22 protein-coding genes and 1 tRNA gene are annotated in these 19828 nt (G+C 35.0%); 1 reads left to right on the top strand and 22 read right to left on the bottom strand.

What is annotated here, in order from left to right; genetic code table 11:
* The first annotated feature begins 72 nt into the window (after nt 1-72).
* Nucleotides 73-285, top strand: coding sequence for a hypothetical protein (locus tag U5L76_00700; protein MDZ7798117.1), 213 nt, complete (start codon nt 73-75; stop codon nt 283-285).
* Between the two features lie 493 nt (nt 286-778).
* On the opposite strand, the gene U5L76_00695 is transcribed toward U5L76_00700, so the two are convergent.
* The 22 genes from U5L76_00695 to U5L76_00590 form a co-directional block, all read right to left on the bottom strand.
* On the bottom strand, nt 779-1234 hold the full coding sequence (locus U5L76_00695) for a hypothetical protein (protein MDZ7798116.1): 456 nt from the start codon (nt 1232-1234) through the stop codon (nt 779-781).
* Between the two features lie 88 nt (nt 1235-1322).
* A complete protein-coding gene (dnaK, locus tag U5L76_00690; GenBank protein ID MDZ7798115.1) occupies nt 1323-3314 on the bottom strand; it encodes a molecular chaperone DnaK in 1992 nt (663 codons plus the stop codon).
* Between the two features lie 141 nt (nt 3315-3455).
* Nucleotides 3456-3626, bottom strand: coding sequence for a hypothetical protein (locus U5L76_00685; protein MDZ7798114.1), 171 nt, complete (start codon nt 3624-3626; stop codon nt 3456-3458).
* 67 nt (nt 3627-3693) lie between these two features.
* The gene (locus U5L76_00680; protein MDZ7798113.1) at nt 3694-4035 is read right to left on the bottom strand and encodes a hypothetical protein; all 342 of its coding nucleotides are present in this window, start codon (nt 4033-4035) and stop codon (nt 3694-3696) included.
* Nucleotides 4036-4525: 490 nt separating this feature from the next.
* Nucleotides 4526-4936 carry an Hsp20/alpha crystallin family protein gene (locus U5L76_00675; GenBank protein MDZ7798112.1) on the bottom strand — a complete coding sequence of 137 codons (411 nt, stop codon included), beginning with the start codon at nt 4934-4936 and terminating at the stop codon, nt 4526-4528.
* A gap of 128 nt (nt 4937-5064) precedes the next feature.
* Nucleotides 5065-5577 carry a nucleotide exchange factor GrpE gene (locus tag U5L76_00670; GenBank protein ID MDZ7798111.1) on the bottom strand — a complete coding sequence of 171 codons (513 nt, stop codon included), beginning with the start codon at nt 5575-5577 and terminating at the stop codon, nt 5065-5067.
* Between the two features lie 17 nt (nt 5578-5594).
* Entirely contained in the window at nt 5595-6302 is a 708-nt protein-coding gene (locus U5L76_00665) for a winged-helix domain-containing protein (GenBank protein ID MDZ7798110.1), read from the bottom strand.
* Between the two features lie 131 nt (nt 6303-6433).
* Complete coding sequence (locus U5L76_00660; protein MDZ7798109.1) at nt 6434-7255, bottom strand: ABC transporter permease; 822 nt, start codon at nt 7253-7255, stop codon at nt 6434-6436.
* 16 nt (nt 7256-7271) lie between these two features.
* A complete protein-coding gene (locus U5L76_00655) occupies nt 7272-8249 on the bottom strand; it encodes an ATP-binding cassette domain-containing protein (protein ID MDZ7798108.1) in 978 nt (325 codons plus the stop codon).
* Complete coding sequence (locus U5L76_00650; GenBank protein MDZ7798107.1) at nt 8250-8492, bottom strand: AbrB/MazE/SpoVT family DNA-binding domain-containing protein; 243 nt, start codon at nt 8490-8492, stop codon at nt 8250-8252.
* Between the two features lie 161 nt (nt 8493-8653).
* Entirely contained in the window at nt 8654-9430 is a 777-nt protein-coding gene (locus U5L76_00645; GenBank protein MDZ7798106.1) for a C39 family peptidase, read from the bottom strand.
* Between the two features lie 34 nt (nt 9431-9464).
* A complete protein-coding gene (locus U5L76_00640; protein MDZ7798105.1) occupies nt 9465-11441 on the bottom strand; it encodes a hypothetical protein in 1977 nt (658 codons plus the stop codon).
* A gap of 241 nt (nt 11442-11682) precedes the next feature.
* Nucleotides 11683-13566, bottom strand: a complete 1884-nt coding sequence (locus U5L76_00635; protein MDZ7798104.1) for an Ig-like domain-containing protein — start codon at nt 13564-13566, stop codon at nt 11683-11685.
* Between the two features lie 4 nt (nt 13567-13570).
* Nucleotides 13571-14683: a glycosyltransferase family 4 protein gene (locus U5L76_00630; GenBank protein ID MDZ7798103.1), complete on the bottom strand. Its 1113-nt coding sequence runs from the start codon at nt 14681-14683 to the stop codon at nt 13571-13573.
* 208 nt (nt 14684-14891) lie between these two features.
* Nucleotides 14892-14966: transfer RNA gene (locus U5L76_00625), tRNA-Glu, on the bottom strand.
* A gap of 100 nt (nt 14967-15066) precedes the next feature.
* Nucleotides 15067-15246, bottom strand: a complete 180-nt coding sequence (locus tag U5L76_00620; protein ID MDZ7798102.1) for a hypothetical protein — start codon at nt 15244-15246, stop codon at nt 15067-15069.
* 39 nt (nt 15247-15285) lie between these two features.
* Nucleotides 15286-16296 (bottom strand): type I glyceraldehyde-3-phosphate dehydrogenase, encoded by a 1011-nt coding sequence (gap, locus tag U5L76_00615; GenBank protein ID MDZ7798101.1) that lies wholly within the window; start codon nt 16294-16296, stop codon nt 15286-15288.
* A gap of 21 nt (nt 16297-16317) precedes the next feature.
* Nucleotides 16318-17202, bottom strand: coding sequence for a class II fructose-1,6-bisphosphate aldolase (gene fba, locus U5L76_00610; protein MDZ7798100.1), 885 nt, complete (start codon nt 17200-17202; stop codon nt 16318-16320).
* A 9-nt stretch (nt 17203-17211) separates the two neighbouring features.
* The gene (tpiA, locus tag U5L76_00605) at nt 17212-17994 is read right to left on the bottom strand and encodes a triose-phosphate isomerase (GenBank protein MDZ7798099.1); all 783 of its coding nucleotides are present in this window, start codon (nt 17992-17994) and stop codon (nt 17212-17214) included.
* Between the two features lie 5 nt (nt 17995-17999).
* Nucleotides 18000-18497, bottom strand: a complete 498-nt coding sequence (locus U5L76_00600; protein MDZ7798098.1) for a small multi-drug export protein — start codon at nt 18495-18497, stop codon at nt 18000-18002.
* A gap of 27 nt (nt 18498-18524) precedes the next feature.
* Nucleotides 18525-19112: an SMC-Scp complex subunit ScpB gene (gene scpB / locus U5L76_00595; protein MDZ7798097.1), complete on the bottom strand. Its 588-nt coding sequence runs from the start codon at nt 19110-19112 to the stop codon at nt 18525-18527.
* Nucleotides 19109-19816, bottom strand: coding sequence for a segregation/condensation protein A (locus U5L76_00590; GenBank protein ID MDZ7798096.1), 708 nt, complete (start codon nt 19814-19816; stop codon nt 19109-19111). The genes scpB and U5L76_00590 overlap by 4 nt, the downstream gene beginning before the upstream one ends.
* Nucleotides 19817-19828 lie beyond the last annotated feature (12 nt).

The following is a 19828-nucleotide window of genomic DNA, read 5'->3' as shown; positions in this document are numbered from 1 at the left end:
TTGGCACCATCATGCCAGTAATGTGCCGGCCTGGACTTTTATGATACCGATGATCGCTTTTACGCTGGCCGAATGCTAATCGGAAAAAAATTAGCTTTTATGCATTATCTGGCTGTATTTATTTTTCCGATTATTTATTTCAACCCGATTTGGGGCCGTTCCGGCTACCAGAGCATTATCGCTACCTATTTAATTCTTTTCATTATTAATATTCTGCTCACCTTTTGCCTGAAAGAGGTTATGATAATTGCTTTCAAAAATCAAGAATTAGAGGCTAAAAAATAAAGAAGTGTGATAATATTGAAAACTTTTAGTGTTTTACTGAAGCTAACAGTCTACGGTTTATTCCTCATCGCTTATTACTTAGTTTACCGCTTTTTCAATCTAGCGGTGAATCCGCTTTTCTTTTTGGCCTTCCTCTCTCTGGGACCACTCTGGAGTATCGCTATTTTCGAAGACCATTTTTCAACATTTCTCTTCTACTCTTTTGTCCTGACGACTACTTTACTACTCTGGCCGCAACCCCAGATATATACCCTTAGCGGTTGCTTCAGCTTTTTTATTCTCTGGCTAATTACCTTCTTAGTCTACAGCGGCACTGAAATAATGATTGAGATGATAAAGCTATACGCCGGCTTTGACTGTTGCGATGAATTTTGAAAAAAGAGCTGAATTTTTTTGATCTTTACCTCGTTTTATGCGGGGTTTTTATTTTAATTTTTAAAGATCAGGTTCAAACCACAACGACTTCTGTGGGTGATTTTTTGGGAATAGTATATTATTTTTTTCTCCCTAGATAATAATCATCAATGGCCCGGGCAAGGGCCACCGGTTTTTCCTTAAATTCCCATTTTTTCATTTCTTTATTCTCATCATTTTCCAAAATCAGCAAAAACTTATCTGTATCATTTAAATAACAGTCCGGGTAGCAAATATGAAAATGCCATTTGGTTTTTTTCTTGGTGTAGTCTTTGACTAAGTCCAGAGCTTTGTGTTCAACCTCCCCCTCTTTATAATTATCTCCTTTAGCCTGCTGAAAAGCCATCTCTTCCAGCTCTTTTTTTAAGGCCCGATCGCTTTCGCAGTAATATACGCCATTTTCTACCTCAAGCAATATTATATCTTGGCCAGTTTTATTCTTAAAACAAGTCTTGGGCAAACAATGGTGGTGCCAGTTTTTCCCGGCATCAGTAATTTTTTCCTTCAAATGAAGGGCGGTAATTGATGTAATCATTTATATTTTTATCAGTTATTATTTTTATCATTCTTTATAATTATATATTTGGGCGGGGCCGTTGGCCCCGCCCTATTTAAGTCGTTAATTACTTCTTCACTTCCTCATAATCAGCATCGACAGTTTCATCTCCGTCTTTTTTCTGTTTATCTGATTCCTGCTTTTTATCCTTTTCTTGTTTGGCCTTTTCACCTTGAGCTTCGGCTTGGCCTTGAGAACCAGTGCCAGGTTGACCCTGTGGACCAGTTCCGGATTGGCCTTGAGCTCCTGGTTGTCCTTGTTGCTGTCCATACATAGCCTGGCCAATTTTCTGAATGACTTCATTTAATTCGTCAATTGATTTTTTAATTTCGTCTTTTTTATCCGATTCTTTGACCTTGTTTAAGGCTTCAATTTTTTCTTGAATTTCTTTTTTGTCTTTTTCCGGTAGTTTATCTCCAGCGTCTTTAATTGATTTTTCAGCCGTGAAGACTAAGCTTTGGGCCTGATTTTGCAGGTCAATGAGTTCTTTCTTTTTCTTATCTTCTTCAGCGTGTTTTTGGGCTTCCTGTTTCATTTTCTCCACCTCATCTTTAGAAAGTTGGGTAGAGGCAGTAATGGTAATTGACTGCTCTTTATTTGTGGCTTTGTCTTTTGCTTTGACATTGAGAATACCGTTAGCGTCGATGTCAAAACTAACTTCTACCTGAGGCACGCCTCGGGGAGCCGGCGGAATACCGGATAGAATAAAGCGGCCTAAAGTTTTATTATCACCCGCCATCGGTCGTTCACCCTGCAGTACATGGATCTCCACTGAAGTTTGATTGTCAGCGGCTGTTGAAAAGACTTTTGACTTGGAGGCTGGAATAGTGGTGTTTTTGTCAATTAAAGGGGTCATCACGCCGCCTAAAGTTTCAATACCTAAAGTGAGCGGAGTCACGTCCAGCAATAAGACATCTTTAACATCACCCTGAAGCACACCAGCCTGGACAGCGGCACCAATGGCCACTACCTCGTCCGGGTTAACACTCATATTCGGTTTTTTACCAAAGAATTCTTCAACAGTTTTTTGGACCAAAGGCATGCGGGTTTGTCCACCAACTAAAATAACTTCATTGATATCGGAAGTTTTTAGGTTGGCATCTTCTAAGGCTTTTTTCATCGGTTCCTTAGTTTTTTCCACCAAATCACGAGTGAGATCTTCCAGTTTAGCCCGGCTTAATTTAAGCTGCAGATGTTTAGGACCGGATGAATCAGTAGTGATAAAGGGCTGATTTATTTCCGTTTCCGGAGTAGTAGAAAGCTCATGCTTGGCCTTTTCAGCCGCTTCTTTAAGCCGCTGCAAAGCCATCTGGTCATTTGATAAATCAATACCCTGGTCTTTTTTAAACTCTTCTATCATCCATCCAATAATTTTCTGGTCAAAGTCTTCACCGCCGAGATGAGTATCACCATTGGTAGACTTAACCTCTACAGTATCTTCGGAAACTTCTAGAATAGAAATATCATAAGTGCCACCACCTAAGTCGTAAACCGCTATTTTTTCGTCTTTTTTCTTGTTAAAACCATAAGCCAAAGCAGCCGCGGTCGGCTCATTAATAATTCTCTTAACCTCAAAGCCGGCAATTTTACCGGCGTCTTTGGTGGCCTGTCGCTGTGAATCGTCAAAATAAGCCGGTACCGTAATCACTGCTTCAGTAATTTTATCGCCGAGTTTGCTTTCCGCATCAGCCTTTAGTTTTTGCAAGACCATAGCTGATATTTCCTGCGGAGTGTAGTCTTTATCTCCCATTTTTACTTTAACGCCCTGGCCGTCTTTTTTAATTTCAAACGGCATTTGTTTGACGTCTTTTTGTACTTCATCACTTTCAAATCTACGTCCAATCAGACGCTTTATAGAAAATAATGTGTTTTCAGGGTTAGTGACGGCTTGGCGTTTGGCGGTCTGACCAACCAAGCGCTCGTTGTTTTTTGACATAGCTACTACTGACGGCGTAGTGCGGTTGCCCTCAGAGTTTTCCAACACTTTTGGTTCCCCGCCTTCAATCACAGCCATAGCCGAGTTAGTAGTACCTAAGTCAATGCCTAAAATTTTACTCATTTTTTTTATCTCCTTTTGTTAATTAATAATACTATTATCCTGAGCGAATTTTGATAACTCGTAATGAGTTAGTATATCCCGTTAATTAAGTCTTTTTTGACTTTTTACAAGACTCTTTTGCTTTCGCTCAGAGTGACAGTCTTATTTATACCAGGGATTTTTCCGAAAATAGCCCTTGATTTTCTGACCCTTTCTTTTATAAGCACTAACCCAGATTTTTTTACGGGTTTTGGCTTTGGGTTCACTATGAACATCAGATTTACAGTATTTTCGGCCGGTAGTTCTTTCTTTTTTCCATGATCCTTTTTTCATAGTTCTTTTTGCTTAGTGCTAATTGCTTATCGCTTATTTCGCTATACCATAAGCGATCGGCTATCAGCTAGTTGATAAAATTATCAACTGGTTCATCTTCTCTCAAAATTTCATGCATATTCAAAGCATCGTCAGAAGAAACTGCTTCTTCCTGGCCCATTTTTATTACTTCTTCTGGTAAGAGATCAGTAACCATAGCTTTGGCCATCATACCGTTTGGTTTCATGGATAGAATACTAATAACTGAAGCCCCACAATTAGTACATTCCATATAGAGTAAAAGAGAATGGTCTTTTTCGCCCAAAACCTCTAGCTTGGCAAAATCATACATAGATTGACAGACTGGACAGCGTCCGTTTATTTTCATTTGCTGGAAGTTATTTTTTTTATTAAAGTTATTTTTAAACATGGAGTTAAGTAATTGAGTTAATTAAGTGATTGAGTGATTAAGTTAATAATGGTATTGACAAATTTTTATTTATATGATAATTTGTTTCTAGCTCTTTATCTTCCTCTGCGCTTAGGGTTTTTTGACCAAAGGAGTTTTTATGAGCGACCCTAGGAAATGGAGTCAAGGTACAAGGTTCTGGATAATTTCCTCTTCCGGGGGAAAAAGTGGTCCACATATTCTGGATTCTGTCAGAGATGGGATTATTTATTTCCACCCGCAGTACAATCCGTGCGGCCAGGGAGAGATTTCTCTCAATGCTCAGCTTCAGCGTCTGCCCGGACCTTATCCTAAAAATCTCTGTCCTAATTAATTTTTTTATCTGTGAGCGGCGAGCGTTCAGCGAGCCGCTTTTTTATTTACTTTAAATAATGAGCCAGGTCAGCCAGTAATTTTTTTTACTGACTAGCCTGGATAGCCTGACATATCAGGCTCCAGGTATTTTAAATATTTATTCTTTTTTGGCCTTAACTTTAATCTTCTTAGGTTTGGCTTCTTCCCGTTTAGGCACGGTAATTTTGAGCATACCATCTTTGAATTCTGCTTCAGCTTTTGGCCCATCAACTGCTTTTGGCAACGGCACTGAACGGTAGAAAGAACCAGAACGCACTTCTTTGCGATAATAATCCTTTTCTTCAACTTCTGTCTCTTTTTCCTGCTGACCGGAAATTTTTAACACATTATCTTCAATTTCAATATCTACTTTTTCTGGGTCGATACCAGCCAAAGGAGATTCAACAATAACATTGTCTTTTTCTTCATAAACGTCTACCGCTGGGGTGAAATTACCCATTTCTGATGGCAGCTTAAAAAAGTCTTCGTCAAAGTCCGGCCAAAATGGTCTGTATTTTATTAATGCCATAATTTTATTCCTCCTTTCTTTTAATTATTTTAAGTCGTTCCGGACTTTATCCGGAATCTCGTTAAATTACCTTGGTCAGTTATTTAACGAGACCCTGAAGAAAGTACAGGGTGACAAGCTTTAGCTTGTCATTTAGCTACTTTTACCTTAGCTGGATAAAGCACTTTGTCGTGTAGTTTATACCCGGGTTTAGTTTCTTCAAAAATTATATCAGTTTTAAAATCCTTATTTTTTTCATGAGCTACTGCTTCGTGTTTTTCCGGATCAAATTTTTCACCCACAGTTTTAATCTCTTTAATACCAATACTTTCTATAAAATCCTGAGTTTGTTTTTTTATACCTTCTATTCCCTTAACCCATTCATTATTTTTTAAGTCTTTTGGCACATGATCAAAAGCTATTTTTAAATGATCGTAGATTGGCAAAAGCTGGATAATTAAAGCGGCGTTAGAAAATTTCATAATCTCCTCTCTTTCCTTATCTTTTTCCTTTTTTAAATTAAGATAGTCAGCCCTAGCCCTTTTCCAGCCATTCAAATACTCGGCCGCTTTTTTTTCCCAGTCTGTTTTACTTTCTTGATCTTCTTCTAATCCTGAATTGATAGAGGAATTTTCTTTCTTGTCTGTTTTATTTTTACCCATAATTTAATTTTCCTTTTTTATATTGTTTTTAATAATGAATGTGAATGTTTTAAACGGGAAAGATTTTGAGCATAAGACATTCTTCTCGGCCCCAGTAAAGTAAATATTCCTTCCTGCCCATTTTTATCCTCATACTTAGAAATTATTGCCCCGCAATTCTCTCCAAAAGGATTTTCCTGACCGATGAGTATTTTAAAATCGTCTTTTTCTGTATTTTTAAATAATCTTATAATAACTTCATCTAAATGATCTATTACTTCACTTATGTGACAAATCAATTCATACTCTTCAAATTCTGGCTGACGAAATAAGTGGGAAAGACCCGTATAATAAGTATACTCCGGACTAAAGCCAACTATTACTGTTTCTCTAGATATTTCAGCTAATTTTTTGGCTAAATTTTTAACATTTTGTTTTTTATCATCGCTTTTAATATTAAATGAATGCTCCAGTTCCTTTTTTTCTTGATCTGATATTTTTTTTTCTGATAAAAAGTTTTCTAGATAATATTTCCAGCCTTTTTCTGTAGGTACTCGGCCAGCACTGGTATATGGTTGATAAATATAGCCTTTATCTTCTAAATCCTTCATTTCATGACGTATAGTAGCCGAAGAGAGTTTAAGACCGTATTTTTTAGCAATAGCTCCTGAACCAACCGGTTGAGCTTCTTTGATATGCTCATTTATAATGATATTTAATATCTTATTTTGACGTTTTTCGGGCATTTTTACCTAATATTAGCTTCTTTTATCTATTAGCACTCTCACACTCCGAGTGCTAATTTCAGTATACCATATAAAAAATAGCGGTCAAGGGCCGTTGGTCTCCTCTGTTTATTTTCTTTATGCTTATTACTCTAATTTTCGCTCTTTTTAAAAGCAATAGTGCTGAGAATGACCATAACCAAGCCAAAACCGACAACTATAGCAATATCCCCGAATAAGGTTACTGGTTGACCAAAAAGCTTAATCCGAAAAAAATCGCTTACCATAGTCGGCACTGACATAAAACTAAAAGCTATTTGTCGAAACATATCAATAGCGTATGAAGCGGGATTTATCTTAGAAACAAAAGACATCCAAGTCGGTAAATTAACTAAAGGAAACATAGCACCAGACAGAAAAAACATCGGCATCATAATAAAATTTATTACCATGGGAAAGCCTTCGGTTGACTTAATACGTGAAGCAATCAAAAGACCCAAAGAAGACAAAGCAAAAGCCACTAAAAAAATGGCTGGTATTAATGCTAAGACTAAAAGAAAAGAAAGTTTAATACCAACTAAAGGCGCTATGGCCACAATAATTAATCCCTGAATGACAGCTGTGGTTGAGCCGCTTAAAATTTTACCCAAAGCAATAGACGTACGCGATATCGGAGCCACCAAAATTTCCTTTAAAAACCCAAATTCACGGTCAGTAACAATAGAAATAGCCGAAAAGACTGAAGTAAATAAAACCGTCATACCAATCACTCCCGGAAAAAGAAAAGTCAAATAGTCAAAATTACTGGCTGCCATTTCTGGCCCGGCAAAATTTAAAGAACCTTTCATACCCGAGCCAAAAATAACTAACCAGAGCAAAGGCATAGCTATCGAAGAAATCAGCCGCACTCGATTGCGCCAATAACGCAGCATATCACGTAGCCAAATTATATAAATTGAACGTAAAAATTGCATATGTTTATTATTAAAATTAATGAGGCCGGCCCCTCGTTTTTAGCCTTCTTTTCATTTTATCCGAAGCTGAAGCTTCTTCATCTCTTATTTCTTTACCGGTTAATTTAAGAAAAACGTCATTTAATGTTGGTTTGTGAATATTGATTGAACTAACCTTCAAATCTAATTCATTTAAAAGTTTAGGTACAAATTTATCAGCTTCTTTAACATAAATACAAATATGACTGTCAATTTTTTTAGCCTTTAAATTAAACTTATTTTTAATTATTTCAGCCGCTTGCTTATCATTATCGGTTTTAATATTAATCACGTCACCACCAATACTCTCTTTAAGCTCAGTCGGGGTGTTCAAGGCAATTATCTTACCCTGATCCATAATAGCAATACGGTCACAATATTCCGCTTCATCCATATAATGAGTAGTCATAAACATAGTAATATTATGAGCTCTTCTTAACTCCAGTATATATTCCCAGATGCGGCTTCTAGTCTGTGGATCCAGGCCAATGGTTGGTTCATCTAAAAACAAAACACACGGGTGATGAAGCAATCCGCGGGCAATTTCCAGACGCCTTTTCATACCACCAGAAAAAGTTTCCACTTTATTTTTAGCCCGGTCAGCTAATTCAACCATTTTCAACATTTTGTTGATTCTCTTGTCAATTTTTTCTTTGGGCACATGATAAACCCAAGCATGAAATTTTAGATTTTCCAAGGCTGTTAACTGCTCGTCTAAGGAAGGCTCCTGAAAAATTAAGCCAATAGATCCTCTAACTTTATCCTTTTCATTAATTACATCATAGCCATTGACTCTAGCCTTTCCCGAACTTGGTGGCAGTAGCGTGGTCAGTATATTAATGGTAGTAGTTTTACCAGCCCCGTTAGGACCTAAAAAGCCAAAAATTTCTCCTTTTTTAACCTTAAAGGAAACATCATTAACCGCGGTTAAATTTTTAAATTTTTTGGTTAAATTATTGACTTCTATAATAGGCATTTATCTCGTAATATCTTTTTTTAACTTTTTTAACTTGGTAAGTTGTCCGGTCATCTTGCTAAGCATCTTATCAAGTTGGTCCGATTTTACCAGACCAATTAAATGGCCTTTTCTGTAAAAAACCAGTAAATGGTCACCTTTTTTTAATTTCATTTCTCGCCTGATATCAGCCGGAATAACTACTTGTCCGCGTTTTCCCATTTTGGTGGTGCCGCCAATATTAATATGGTTTGTTTTAGTCATAATAAATAATCATTAATATGAAAAGTATGAAATTTCATACTTATTCACAAGTGTAGCCTATAAGTTAAAATAAAGCAAATAAAAAAGCCGCCGAATAAAATTCGTCCACTCCCTAATTAAAAAATTAAATAGTAGTTCCGTTTATTCGGCAGCCAATAATTTTAAGTACTATTTTCTCCATAGATGACAATAATGACTTTCTGGCCATTGACTGGATCACCGTCATTCCAGTCATGAATAGCCTTGTATAAATTTTCCGGGGTGTATTGAAAATTTTCCCCTTTGCGAGTACCCGGATCATTAGTGATAATATTATCTTTGTTCCAGCCCCTCACCACCAGCATGTGGTATAGAGGTCCCGGACTGCGAAAATTTGGATTATCCAGCATGCGTCCGGCGGTTGGTAAAATAACTGGCCGGCCCTGATAAACATGCTTTTTAATGTCTTCCATAGTAAAATCTGAAATAACTTCAACTTTGTCATAACCCCACATTTGCTGGGCTAATTCAGCAGTTTCTTCAGCTGTCGTATCTTTATAATAACCAAAATAATCCATTTCAAAATCAACTATTTTTTGCAGTTCCTGCTTAGCAATTTCTTTAGTAAAAGCTTTGTCCTGCCAATAATAATGAGTAATTAAAAGAGCCGCTTCTTCGCAAGATTCATTATCCTGCTCGGTCCATTCAGCATACGGTGATTGAGTAGTAAAGGGTACGTTCAAATTAAATTCATCGGGCAAAACCACTGGTTCCGGGGCTTGATTAGTATTTAAATTCTCATTAGTATTTTCGTTTTTGATAACCTCATCTTTAGGAGTTACCTCCGGAATCGGTTCAGCTGTCCAGGAATCCAAAACATCTAATATCTGATGCCGGCCAAACCAGATTAAAGAAGCGAAAAGTAGTAATAGTATTATAGTGGAGGTTCTTTTTTTCATAAATTTACTAAGTTATTATATATCTTGATAAATATTATTCTAAATCTTCTCTAGAAATCTTAAAATTACCCTTATTATCTATACGTCTCTCAAGCATTTCTTGATAATCATCATCAGAGATAATTTTTTCAGCAATAGCTAAGGCTTTCTCACTGCTTTCTTTATTTCCATAGCGCTCGGCTGTTTCAGCAAAGCCATGTAAATGAAAAGCTAATCGTCCTAATAATTCATGATAAAATTCTTTATTTTCTTTATCTTGATCATCAATATTATTATATCTTTCTAATGCTTGCCTAACACATTTTTCCATACCTGCAAGGTAATTCTCTGGTTTTCTAATCTTTTTGTCTAGTTTCATGGTATTTTGCGAAATTCTAATATATTCGCTAGCAAAATGATTAGGATCTTCTGGCTGGCGGAAATTACGGCTAAATTCACCTTTATTATAATCCCATTCCTGTTGATAAATTATTCCGTTATTTTCAAAATATCTGATGGTAGCTCCTCCAGGAAATTTAACTTCCTGTATTACTTTAACTTTACCGCCAACTAGCTTCCCTTTTACAGCATCAGGATAAAGACCAAGTGATTCAACTGACACTTTTTCGCCTAAATTTTTTGTATCGAGTTTATTTTGCTGTAATTGCAAATATAATTCTATGCCATTTGAACGAGAACTAAGTAGTCTTGCTTCCGGTAAAATACTTTCGACCCGAAAAGGCATATCGTTCTCAAGGGTTTCAGTTAAAATATTATCTTTCTCTTCCTCAGAAAATATTTTTGCATTTTCTTTGATTTTTTCCGGATCAACCGAATCGCCAATTATTAATTCTCCACTTTCTTCATCAAGACTAATTTCAAATAATTCTCCACTCTTAACTACATAGGTAGGAAGTTCTAAGTTTTTTGCTAGAGAAAAAAATTCATCTTCAGAAATACTTGATTTTAAACCATGATGTTCGGGAGAATAATACATGCCAGCAATCTTAGGGCTAGAGACTACAAATTCATTATAATCAGTGGAAGACTTACCGCGAACGCTTGTTTCGATATCGGCAATTTTTTCCGAACCGGCTCCGACTGTTCTTTTTGATAAACTTTTGGCTACTGTGGCTGAGTCCTGTGAACTGGCTGAGTCAACCCGACCCTCACTAATAACCACTCCCATTCGGGCCCAGGTGGCTTTAGGGCTATCACCTTTTTGGATCACTGAAGTTGAAAGAGTGGGTTCGAGCCCAATAGCCAGTTTTAATTTAGTTTCAAAGGAAGTCCCGTTCTGTAATAATGAATTAGTACCCGGGGCGTGTTTATTCATGATCCCGTGTAAAAATGCCCCTTTATGATCTCTGGCTATTCTTTCAACCTGCCTTAATTTTTCTTCTTTTTCAAATCTTTCTAATTCTTCAATTCTTTTTTTCTCTTGGTGTTCTAGAAAATCTTCGATGTGGCTTTTATAAAAATTGTCTACTCGCCTCCGAGACTCTTCTATTAACTTTTTATCCCCCAGATTTTGCTCTACCTCTTCTTGACTTCTTATTAATTCACCAATAGCTTCTTTTCGATCTTCAATTCCAGACTGCACACTTTCAAGCTGAGAATCAATACCTCTGATAGTACTATGCTGCCACAGGCGAGAAAAAAGCGTTTTATTTTTATCACTAGCAATTTGTTCTAATTCATTTTGTTTTCTTTCTAAATCATCGATCTCTTCAGTTTTTCTTTCTATTAAAAATCTAATTTCAGACAATTTATTTTCAACCGCCTTTTTCTGTTCGTAATAAAGACGGCGCATTTCCAATAATTCTTCGGCCAATCTTTTTCTTTCCTCAGGCAAATTTTCACGGCTAAATAAACGCAGTTCAGATTCGTCAACCTGACTTTCAGATGATTTCTCCCCATCCTCTTTTTGATTAGCCGGATTATTCGGACAGTCAGGTGAATGCTCTTTAATTTCTAGTGGGTAACCACAATGAGGGCAAACAGAAGACATATCTTTTTCTTGATTGTTCATACAAATAAATACTTTATTGATAGTAAATAATAATAAATTTTGCCATTTTTGTCAACAGATTCCTTTTATTTAAGCAATCAACTATGGGTCTATATAATTAATTAGTTAATCACTAATCAACTAATCAACCAATTAACTATTTAAATTCCACAAAGACAAGTCTGGTAAAGATACGAAAGGATTTGCCACTAGCTAAAACTAATCAACCAATTAACTACCTAACTAATTAACTAACTCCCTCCTACTCAACCACTACCCCGCTACGATTTAAAAGGCCCCAGTTCCATAAAAAAGAAGACTGGCTAAAGGTTTTTTCGCCGTAAAGCGGATCGAGTACGATAATGCGGGTGGGGTTGGAAGCTGAGCCGATAAATCCGGTGACCACCATAGTATGTTCGCCAGTAACTGCCACTACATTACCACCGGAAGTAGTTTTCCAGTCTATTCTCCGGCCGGTACCAGCGGTGCCCCAGATAATCACTGGGTTGCCTTTTTTTATTTCACTAGTAATAGTTTCCAAGCGGCCATCGGTGAACCAGCGGGTGGGGCGGTAATTCTGTCCGGCGGCGGCAATCGGCTGCCAATAAACTCCATAACCAGTAGATGGCTGAAGTCCATCAATATCACCAACAAAAGCAATGTGCGGATTACCCCAAATTCCGTTTTGTTTTGGAGTCGGATCAAAACCAATTAAATTAATTAATTCTGCTTCGCCTACATTAACCCCTTTATAATTTAAAGCCATAACTAAAGTGGCTACTTCACAGGATAGATTATGTTCCTGACGGTGAAAAGACACCTCAAGTTTAGTTGTTGATAATTCAGTAGAAAAACTAAAATTAAACTCACTTTCAGAATCATATAATTCATGGGAAACAATACCCGGACTTAAAGAGATGGTGTAGGTTTTATTAAAATCTAAACTCTGCCTTGGTATAAATATCATAGTATTGTTATCCCAGGAAAAATCACCTTCAATAGCCGGCTCTATTAAAAAATGGTTTTGAGCTGAAGAGTGATCAACTGAACCGCTAAAAGTAGTTTTTATAGGACTATTTACTAAAATACCAGTATCTCCGGCCTGCGGAAAAGAATTTATCATTTTTACCGGTCCTTTGGTAGTAAAACTATGAAGAGAATTCTCCTCAAAATATCCGCCGTTTTTTGTTTTTAAATCTTTTAAAATTAGCACTTCATATTTCATATCCTTAACCATGTTTTCCGGCTCGAAAATAAAAGTAAGATTATCACTGGTCGTCCACTGACCGGATAATTCAGGAGAGATTTTCACTTTTTCTAGGAATGAATTCAAATCAACTTCCTGACTAAAATTTATTTTTATCTGGCTGTCTAAGTCAACCTTATCACCCTTGGGATAAAAATTATTAATATAAGGAGCCTCCTGAACTGTCCAGGATCCCAGCCAAACAGTTTCTTTTTGTAAACATTCTACTATTTCTTCTTGGCAAAAGATTTTTCTAATTTTACTTCTTTTTATTGTTAGATTATATTCTGTGCCTTGTGAAAGCAGAAGATTAGGTTTAAGAGTGTGAATTTTTCCATCCTGGCTGATTTCCTTAGTAAAACTTATTTGAGGATCAAACTCAAAATAATATTCAGCTAAATTTTTCGGTTTTTTATCAAATTCAATGGTAAAATATTTAAGCAGTTCTATTTTTTCCTTTTGTGAAGGAGAAACTTTTTTAATACTTGGCAATTTCTCGGTCTGAAAATTAAAACTGTATGTTTTTGAAGAACGAAAACCAGGCAAAGCATTTCTAAGATTAGAAAGAGTAATTTTATAATTTGTTTCAGCCTGCCAATTATATTCCGGAGTAAAAACTATTGTCCGTGATAAATGATTATTAATTAATTTATTTTCATAACTAACCACCCCTAAAGTTTCTGGCTCAATATCAACTTTCACTTCTCTGGCTATGGGTATATTAAAATCAAATTCAACCGCTTTATTTACTTTCAAATTATTTTGGCTTGGTATAAATTTCGGCTGGGGGGATGGCGTAATAACTAAGACAAAGGAAAAATACAAAATACTAAAAAAAAGAACTAGAGAAATAAAGCTCCATAAAATTAATTTAATTATTTTATGCTTTTTTTTAGGCATTTTTTTAGCTTAAAACTTCTTTATAAACTCTCTCTATCCGATCGGTCACCTTCTTCCAGTCATACTTTAAAGCTTCTTCTCTTGCAAACTTTTCCATATTATTTCTCATCTCTTTATTTTTTGCCAATTTAATAATAGATTCCGCTAAAGCTAGAGGGTTTTTCTTTTCGACCAGAAATCCGGTCTGACCGTCCTTGACTATAGAGTTATACCCATGGATATTTGAAGCCACCACCGGTTTACCCGAAGCCATGGCCTCTAATAATACAATACCAAAGCTTTCACCCCTAGTAGCTGGTGAACAGTACAAATCACAGGCAGCATAAAAACGCGGTACCTGATCATTGGGCACAAAACCGTGATAATCCACTCTTGGCGATAATTCAGAAGGCAGAGCCATTTTATACCAATGCTTCATAATACCGCCACCAACTACTATTATTTTAACATTAGTAATTTTCTGATAGATTAAAGGAAAAGCTCTTAATAAATATTTAAAACCCTTTCTTGGATCCATACGACCCAAAAAAAGAATTTTAAAATCTTTGTCATTTTTATATTGCTCCATTGGCTTAACTTCAGGAGAAAAACGTTTGGTATCTATACCGTTAGGTATAATATGATAATCAGCCTTATAATACTGCGAAATAAACTGCCGGGCTGAACTGGAAACAGCAATTAGAGCCTTTAGCCTTTTGAAATAAGGCTCGGCTGGCTCTTTTAACATTTCCAGCCAAAAGTTTTTCTTCTGATAGGTATGGAAAGTGCCGACTTTTGGAGCTTTTAAATATTTAGTGGCCAGAAGTGGCAATACTGGGTCAATCGGCTGATGGATATGAACAACATCAAATTTTTCTTTTTTTTCAATTTTTTCCAAAAGTTTCTTAAACTGTAGGCTAATCGTAACATTGCAGAAAGCGCCGTTAGCTAAAATTGTCAGGTCACGGCCGATACGAATAACATTACGGCCAAAATTATCATCAAAGCCGGTAAAATTACCGGTTATTATCACTACTTCATGCCCTCTTTTTTCTAACTCTCCAGAAAGAGCGTGAACGTGTTCGGCCACCCCTCCTTTAACCGGATAATAGCTTTGTGTAATTATAGCAATTTTCATAAAATTAAAACTATCTTTTTTTTAACAGATAGTTTAAATAAGATTTAAAGTTTAATTAAAAATATATCATTTATAAATTAGAAAAAAAGCTTTAAAGTACTTGAATATAATATAGTTTCTCCCTCAATAATCTATGGCCTAAGCAATTTTTTAATATAATATAAATTAACTTATAGTAACTGGTGAAAAAATCACAACAAATTTGAAATACCGCCTACGGGATTTGAACCCGTGTTTCATCCGTGAGAGGGATGCGTCCTAAACCAAGCTAGACGAAAGCGGCCTGTTTTATAACATAGAAAATAACATTTTTTTTCTAATCAGTCAATAAACCGCTTTCTTATGATCTGAAGAAAATATAAAAATAATACTATTCTTGTTTATTAATCTTTTATCTTGGTAAAAACACCGGCTAAAAAAGCAACTACTGCTACTTCTAAATAAAAATAAGAGGAAAGATAAACTTGTTGCCCTGAAATTTCAGTAACTATACCAAATAAAGCACAAACTAAGCCAAACCACCAAAAACATTCAACTAATATTTTGTTATTAAGTTTAAACATTAACTTTTCACCTCCTTCCCTATTAAAAATAATTATTAATTATATTTTTTTACTAACTAGCTGACATAATTCTGCTAAACGAGTAGCGTAGCCCCATTCATTATCATACCAAGCTACTATTTTTATTAAATTACCACCAACCACATTTGTTAAAGGTAAATCAATAATTGAGGAAAAGGGATTGCCCTTATAATCCATAGAAACTAAACCTTCATTGGAAACTCCTAAAATTCCTTTTAATTTTTTGCTTTTAGAGGCCTCTATAAAAGCTTTATCAATTTCCTCTTTAGTAGTTTCCTTCTTTAATAAACAAACAAAGTCAACTACTGACACAACTGGTGTCGGTACTCGAAAAGCTAGACCGTCAATTTTTTTATCAAGTTCGGTAATTATTTTGGTAGTAGTTTTAGCCGCACCAGTAGAGGTAGGAATAATATTTAAAGCCGCAGCCCTAGCTCTCCTTAAATCCTTATGAGGCAAATCTTGAAGTTTTTGATCACTAGTATAGCTATGTACAGTAGTCATTAATCCCTTATCAATACCAAAAGCTTTATTTAAAACATGCACTAGAGGAGTTAAACAATTAGTGGTACAAGAAGCATTAGATATAATTTTGTCCTTATCGGGTTCATAATCATCATCATTTACCCCTAAAACAAAAGTTTTTATATTTTCACTCCTAGCCGGGGCTGAAATTATTACTTTTTTAGCTCCGGCTTTTATATGTTTATTAGCTCCTTCAAAATCACGAAAAATTCCAGTGCATTCTAAAACTATGTCAATATCCAGTTTATCCCAGGGTAAATTTTCGGGATCTTTTTCTGAAATTACTTTTATTTTATTTCCATCAATTATTAGTTTTTTCTCCTTAAAATCTACCTCATGATTATAAATGCCGTAAGAAGAATCATATTTTAAAAGATGAGCTAATGTTTTCACATCAGTTAAATCATTAACCGCTACAATTTCTACATCTTTTTTTTCAATTAAAATTTTTAAGGTGGTTCGGCCTATACGACCAAATCCATTGATGGCAATTTTTTTACTCATATATTTATAATTAATAGTTAATTATTTTTGAAAATTCTTAGCTTGTCCTTCAGATTGAAAAATTTTGATTTTCTTTTTTACTATTTTTTTGACTGCCTCAGTTGATGGCTTTAAAACTTTTCTGGGATCGTATTCTTTTTTATCATTTTCTAAGGTTTCTCTTAATTTATCAGTAAAAGCTAAACGAAGTTCGGTATCAATATTAATAATTCTAATACCGTTTTTAACCCCTTCAATAATCGCATCTTCTGGCAAACCAGAAGCTCCATGTAAAACTAAAGGAATTTCAGGAATTATCTGGTGAATTTCTTTTAATCTTTTTTGATTTAATTTAGGCACACCCTTACGTAATTTATAAATACCATGAACGTTACCTACTGAAACGGCTAGAGTATCAACTTTTGTCTGCTTAGCAAATTTTTTTGCTTCTTTAGGATCAGTAAAATAGGCGTCTTTTTTATCAACTACTATATAGTCTTCTGAACCGCTAATCTTACCTAATTCTCCTTGGGCCCAAACACCTTTTTTATGAGCGTACTCAACTGACTGTTTGGTAATAGTTACATTTTCGTCAAAAGGTAAATTTGAAGCATCAATCATGATTGAGGAAAAACCGGCTTCTATACATTCTGCTACGGCTCGAAAACTACGACCGTGATCAAGATGAAGAGCTACTGGAATATTAACCGCTTCATTTTTGGCTACAGTTTCAACAATGGCTGTGATTGATTTTAAGCCAGCGTATTTAATAGCGGTTTCTGAGACTTGGATAATAACCGGGGCCTGCATTTCCACAGCACCCTGGATAATCCCTTGAGTTACTTCCAAATTTGAAGTATTAAAAGCTCCCACAGCGTATTTATGCTGATGAGCCTGTTCTACTAACTTTTTTAAAGAGACAAGCATAGGTTTATTTTATAATTTTTTAATAATCTTATAAAAACTTTTATGATCTAACGAAGCATTGCCGACTAATCCGCCCTGAAAATGTTTTTGGTCAATATAATCAAGAACATTTTTTTCATTGATACTGCCGCCATAAATGATATTAAAATTATTTCCAACCACTTTTTTCGGATAGAGATCTATCAAAGCCTGCTCTATAACTAAAGCCATTTCTTTGGCTTCATCCGGAGAACAAGGCTGTCCCGGATATATTGACCAGACCGGTTCATAAGCAATTATAATTCTTTCCTTCCTGAAAATAGGATTAAGATAGCGCAAGGCTTTTTTTACCTGATCAGTTACTACCATCTGGTGAACCTGCTGCCTTCTTTCATCTTTAGTTTCACCCACACAAACTATTGGGGTTAAATGATTACGCAAAGTATTAACAGTTTTACGATCAACCATTTCATCAGTTTCTCCCAAATATTTTCTCCTCTCTGAATGACCGATAATTACATACTGGCAACCGAGTTCTTTCAACATCTTTGGCGAAACTTCCCCAGTATAATTACCGTCTTTCTCCCAAAAAACATTTTGGGCTCCAAGCTTAATTTTTGAAGCAATTAATATTTCATGAGCCCGGTCCAAATAGGTCAAAGAGGGACAAATAACTACTTCCATTTTACCCCTATAATTTTTTAAAATTTCTCTTAGATTAATAATCAAATCTTCAGTATCCTGATAAAATAAGTTCATCTTCCAATTAGCTATGATAATTAATTCTTTTTTCGATTTTTTATTTTTAGCCATAAATATTAAAATAAACTAATAGCGCCAAAATATAAGGAGCCAACAACAAAGCTGGCAATTAAAACCCCTAAAGCAATGGAAAGAATGGCTTTTTTATAAGAAACAGCAAAAAGAAAAGCAGCAACTGAACCAGTCCAGGCCCCAGTAACAGGTAAAGGAATAGCTACAAATAATATTAAAGCAATGACTACACCATAACGTTCGGTATTTTTAGTAAATTTCCGGCGGGTTCTGTCAAAAAGCCAGTTAAAAAATTTGTTAAAGAAGCGAGATTTTTTCATTAAAAAACGCGAAACCGGCTCTAAAAACCATAAAATAAAAAATACAGGAATCATGTTACCGATAAAAGACCAAATAAAAGCTTCAAATAAAGGTAATTTATAAGGGCCCAGAGCCATCGGTAAAGCTACTCTTAGCTCAGCTATGGGTATCATGGCTACTAATAACGTACTTATTTCTCCTGGTAAAGAACTAAATAAACTAGCCCATTCTATACTAAACATAGCAAATTTATCTCCTCATGTAAATAATTATTCTTCTTCATTTTTTTTCTCCTTTTCTTCATTTTCAGACTCTTTTTGACTTTCAGGATTGAGTAATTTTTCTAAACTTTCATCTTTATTCAGTTTTTCATAATCAGGGAGATGACTAGTTTCAGAGAGTCCTAAAAATTTTAAAAATTCAAAAGTAACTTTATAAAAAGTATCCATCTTGCTCTTATCTTTATAAGACTCAACCAATCCCTTAATCATTAAATTTCTTAAAATTAAAGAGCAGTTAACTCCACGAATAACATCTAATTCCGATTTAGCTATAGGCCCACGATAGGCAATTATGGTTAATGTTTCCAGAGCCGGCCGGGTTAATTCTCCAGTTTGCTCGTCTTTTAAATATTCTCTAACAATTGAAGAATTATCCGGATTAGTTGAAAGCTGCCAACTGTTTTGTATCTTCATAAGCTGGATACCTCTCTGCTCCTCCTTTAGCCTCTCTTTAAGATCTTGCAAGGACTGCTTCACTTTATCTTTATCTGAAGAAACTAGTTTAGCAATTTTGCTAACCGAAAGCGGACTGATACTGACAAAAAGTAAGCTTTCTATTTTTGATTTTAAATTCATGCGTTTTCATTATTAATTTTTTTTATAGAAATATCAGAAAAAATATTATTCTGATCTAAAATAATATTTCGTCTTTTAACCAGTTCCAACAAGGCCAGAAAACAAACTATTATTTCCATTTTATTCTTAGCTGATCCTAGAATTTCTTTAAAATTGCTAAACTCTTTCTCTAAAACTATTTTTTTTATATCATCAATTTTATCTTTTAAGGAAATTGTTTTTTTAATTGTTCTTTGTTTATAAGTGACAATGGGGGTAATGCTATGAATAATACCTTTAAAACAATCTTTAAGTATATTTTTATTAATGTTTTCAGGCGGAATAAAAACTTTTTCAAAGAGTTTGTTGGATTGACGGAAATAACTGAAATTCTTCTTTTTAATAATATCCTTGAGATTTTCAGCTGCTTCAAGAAAAATTTTATACATTTTCAGCTGACGTTCCAATTCAAAACCCGTTTCTTCCTCTTCTCTTTCTAAGTAAGGTAAGAGTGATTTTGATTTAATTAGTAAAAGTTTAGCCGCAATAACTAAAAAATCCGCCAGCTCTTCCGGAGAAATATCTTCAGAATTTTCAATATAATGGATATATTGTTCAGTTACTTTAGATAGAGAAATCTGGGTGATATCCATTTTTTCTTTCTGAATTAATTTCAGTAATAAATCTAAAGGCCCTTCAAATTTTTCTATTTTTATTTTATACATAATTAAAAATAA

It is taken from the genome of Patescibacteria group bacterium (assembly GCA_034520665.1).
Classification (GTDB): Bacteria; Patescibacteriota; Patescibacteriia; order JAXHNJ01; family JAXHNJ01; genus JAXHNJ01.
The sequence above is the reverse complement of the archived record's forward strand: the minus strand, read 5'-3'. Positions and strand labels throughout refer to the sequence as shown.

Coding starts and splice junctions, on each gene's coding strand:
- U5L76_00700 (MDZ7798117.1), top strand. CDS start 73: ATGCTAATCGGAAAAAAATTAGCTTTTATGCATTATCTGGCTGTATTT.
- U5L76_00695 (MDZ7798116.1), bottom strand. CDS start 1,234: ATGATTACATCAATTACCGCCCTTCATTTGAAGGAAAAAATTACTGAT.
- dnaK (MDZ7798115.1), bottom strand. CDS start 3,314: ATGAGTAAAATTTTAGGCATTGACTTAGGTACTACTAACTCGGCTATG.
- U5L76_00685 (MDZ7798114.1), bottom strand. CDS start 3,626: ATGAAAAAAGGATCATGGAAAAAAGAAAGAACTACCGGCCGAAAATAC.
- U5L76_00680 (MDZ7798113.1), bottom strand. CDS start 4,035: ATGTTTAAAAATAACTTTAATAAAAAAAATAACTTCCAGCAAATGAAA.
- U5L76_00675 (MDZ7798112.1), bottom strand. CDS start 4,936: ATGGCATTAATAAAATACAGACCATTTTGGCCGGACTTTGACGAAGAC.
- U5L76_00670 (MDZ7798111.1), bottom strand. CDS start 5,577: ATGGGTAAAAATAAAACAGACAAGAAAGAAAATTCCTCTATCAATTCA.
- U5L76_00665 (MDZ7798110.1), bottom strand. CDS start 6,302: ATGCCCGAAAAACGTCAAAATAAGATATTAAATATCATTATAAATGAG.
- U5L76_00660 (MDZ7798109.1), bottom strand. CDS start 7,255: ATGCAATTTTTACGTTCAATTTATATAATTTGGCTACGTGATATGCTG.
- U5L76_00655 (MDZ7798108.1), bottom strand. CDS start 8,249: ATGCCTATTATAGAAGTCAATAATTTAACCAAAAAATTTAAAAATTTA.
- U5L76_00650 (MDZ7798107.1), bottom strand. CDS start 8,492: ATGACTAAAACAAACCATATTAATATTGGCGGCACCACCAAAATGGGA.
- U5L76_00645 (MDZ7798106.1), bottom strand. CDS start 9,430: ATGAAAAAAAGAACCTCCACTATAATACTATTACTACTTTTCGCTTCT.
- U5L76_00640 (MDZ7798105.1), bottom strand. CDS start 11,441: ATGAACAATCAAGAAAAAGATATGTCTTCTGTTTGCCCTCATTGTGGT.
- U5L76_00635 (MDZ7798104.1), bottom strand. CDS start 13,566: ATGCCTAAAAAAAAGCATAAAATAATTAAATTAATTTTATGGAGCTTT.
- U5L76_00630 (MDZ7798103.1), bottom strand. CDS start 14,683: ATGAAAATTGCTATAATTACACAAAGCTATTATCCGGTTAAAGGAGGG.
- U5L76_00620 (MDZ7798102.1), bottom strand. CDS start 15,246: ATGTTTAAACTTAATAACAAAATATTAGTTGAATGTTTTTGGTGGTTT.
- gap (MDZ7798101.1), bottom strand. CDS start 16,296: ATGAGTAAAAAAATTGCCATCAATGGATTTGGTCGTATAGGCCGAACC.
- fba (MDZ7798100.1), bottom strand. CDS start 17,202: ATGCTTGTCTCTTTAAAAAAGTTAGTAGAACAGGCTCATCAGCATAAA.
- tpiA (MDZ7798099.1), bottom strand. CDS start 17,994: ATGGCTAAAAATAAAAAATCGAAAAAAGAATTAATTATCATAGCTAAT.
- U5L76_00600 (MDZ7798098.1), bottom strand. CDS start 18,497: ATGTTTAGTATAGAATGGGCTAGTTTATTTAGTTCTTTACCAGGAGAA.
- scpB (MDZ7798097.1), bottom strand. CDS start 19,112: ATGAATTTAAAATCAAAAATAGAAAGCTTACTTTTTGTCAGTATCAGT.
- U5L76_00590 (MDZ7798096.1), bottom strand. CDS start 19,816: ATGTATAAAATAAAAATAGAAAAATTTGAAGGGCCTTTAGATTTATTA.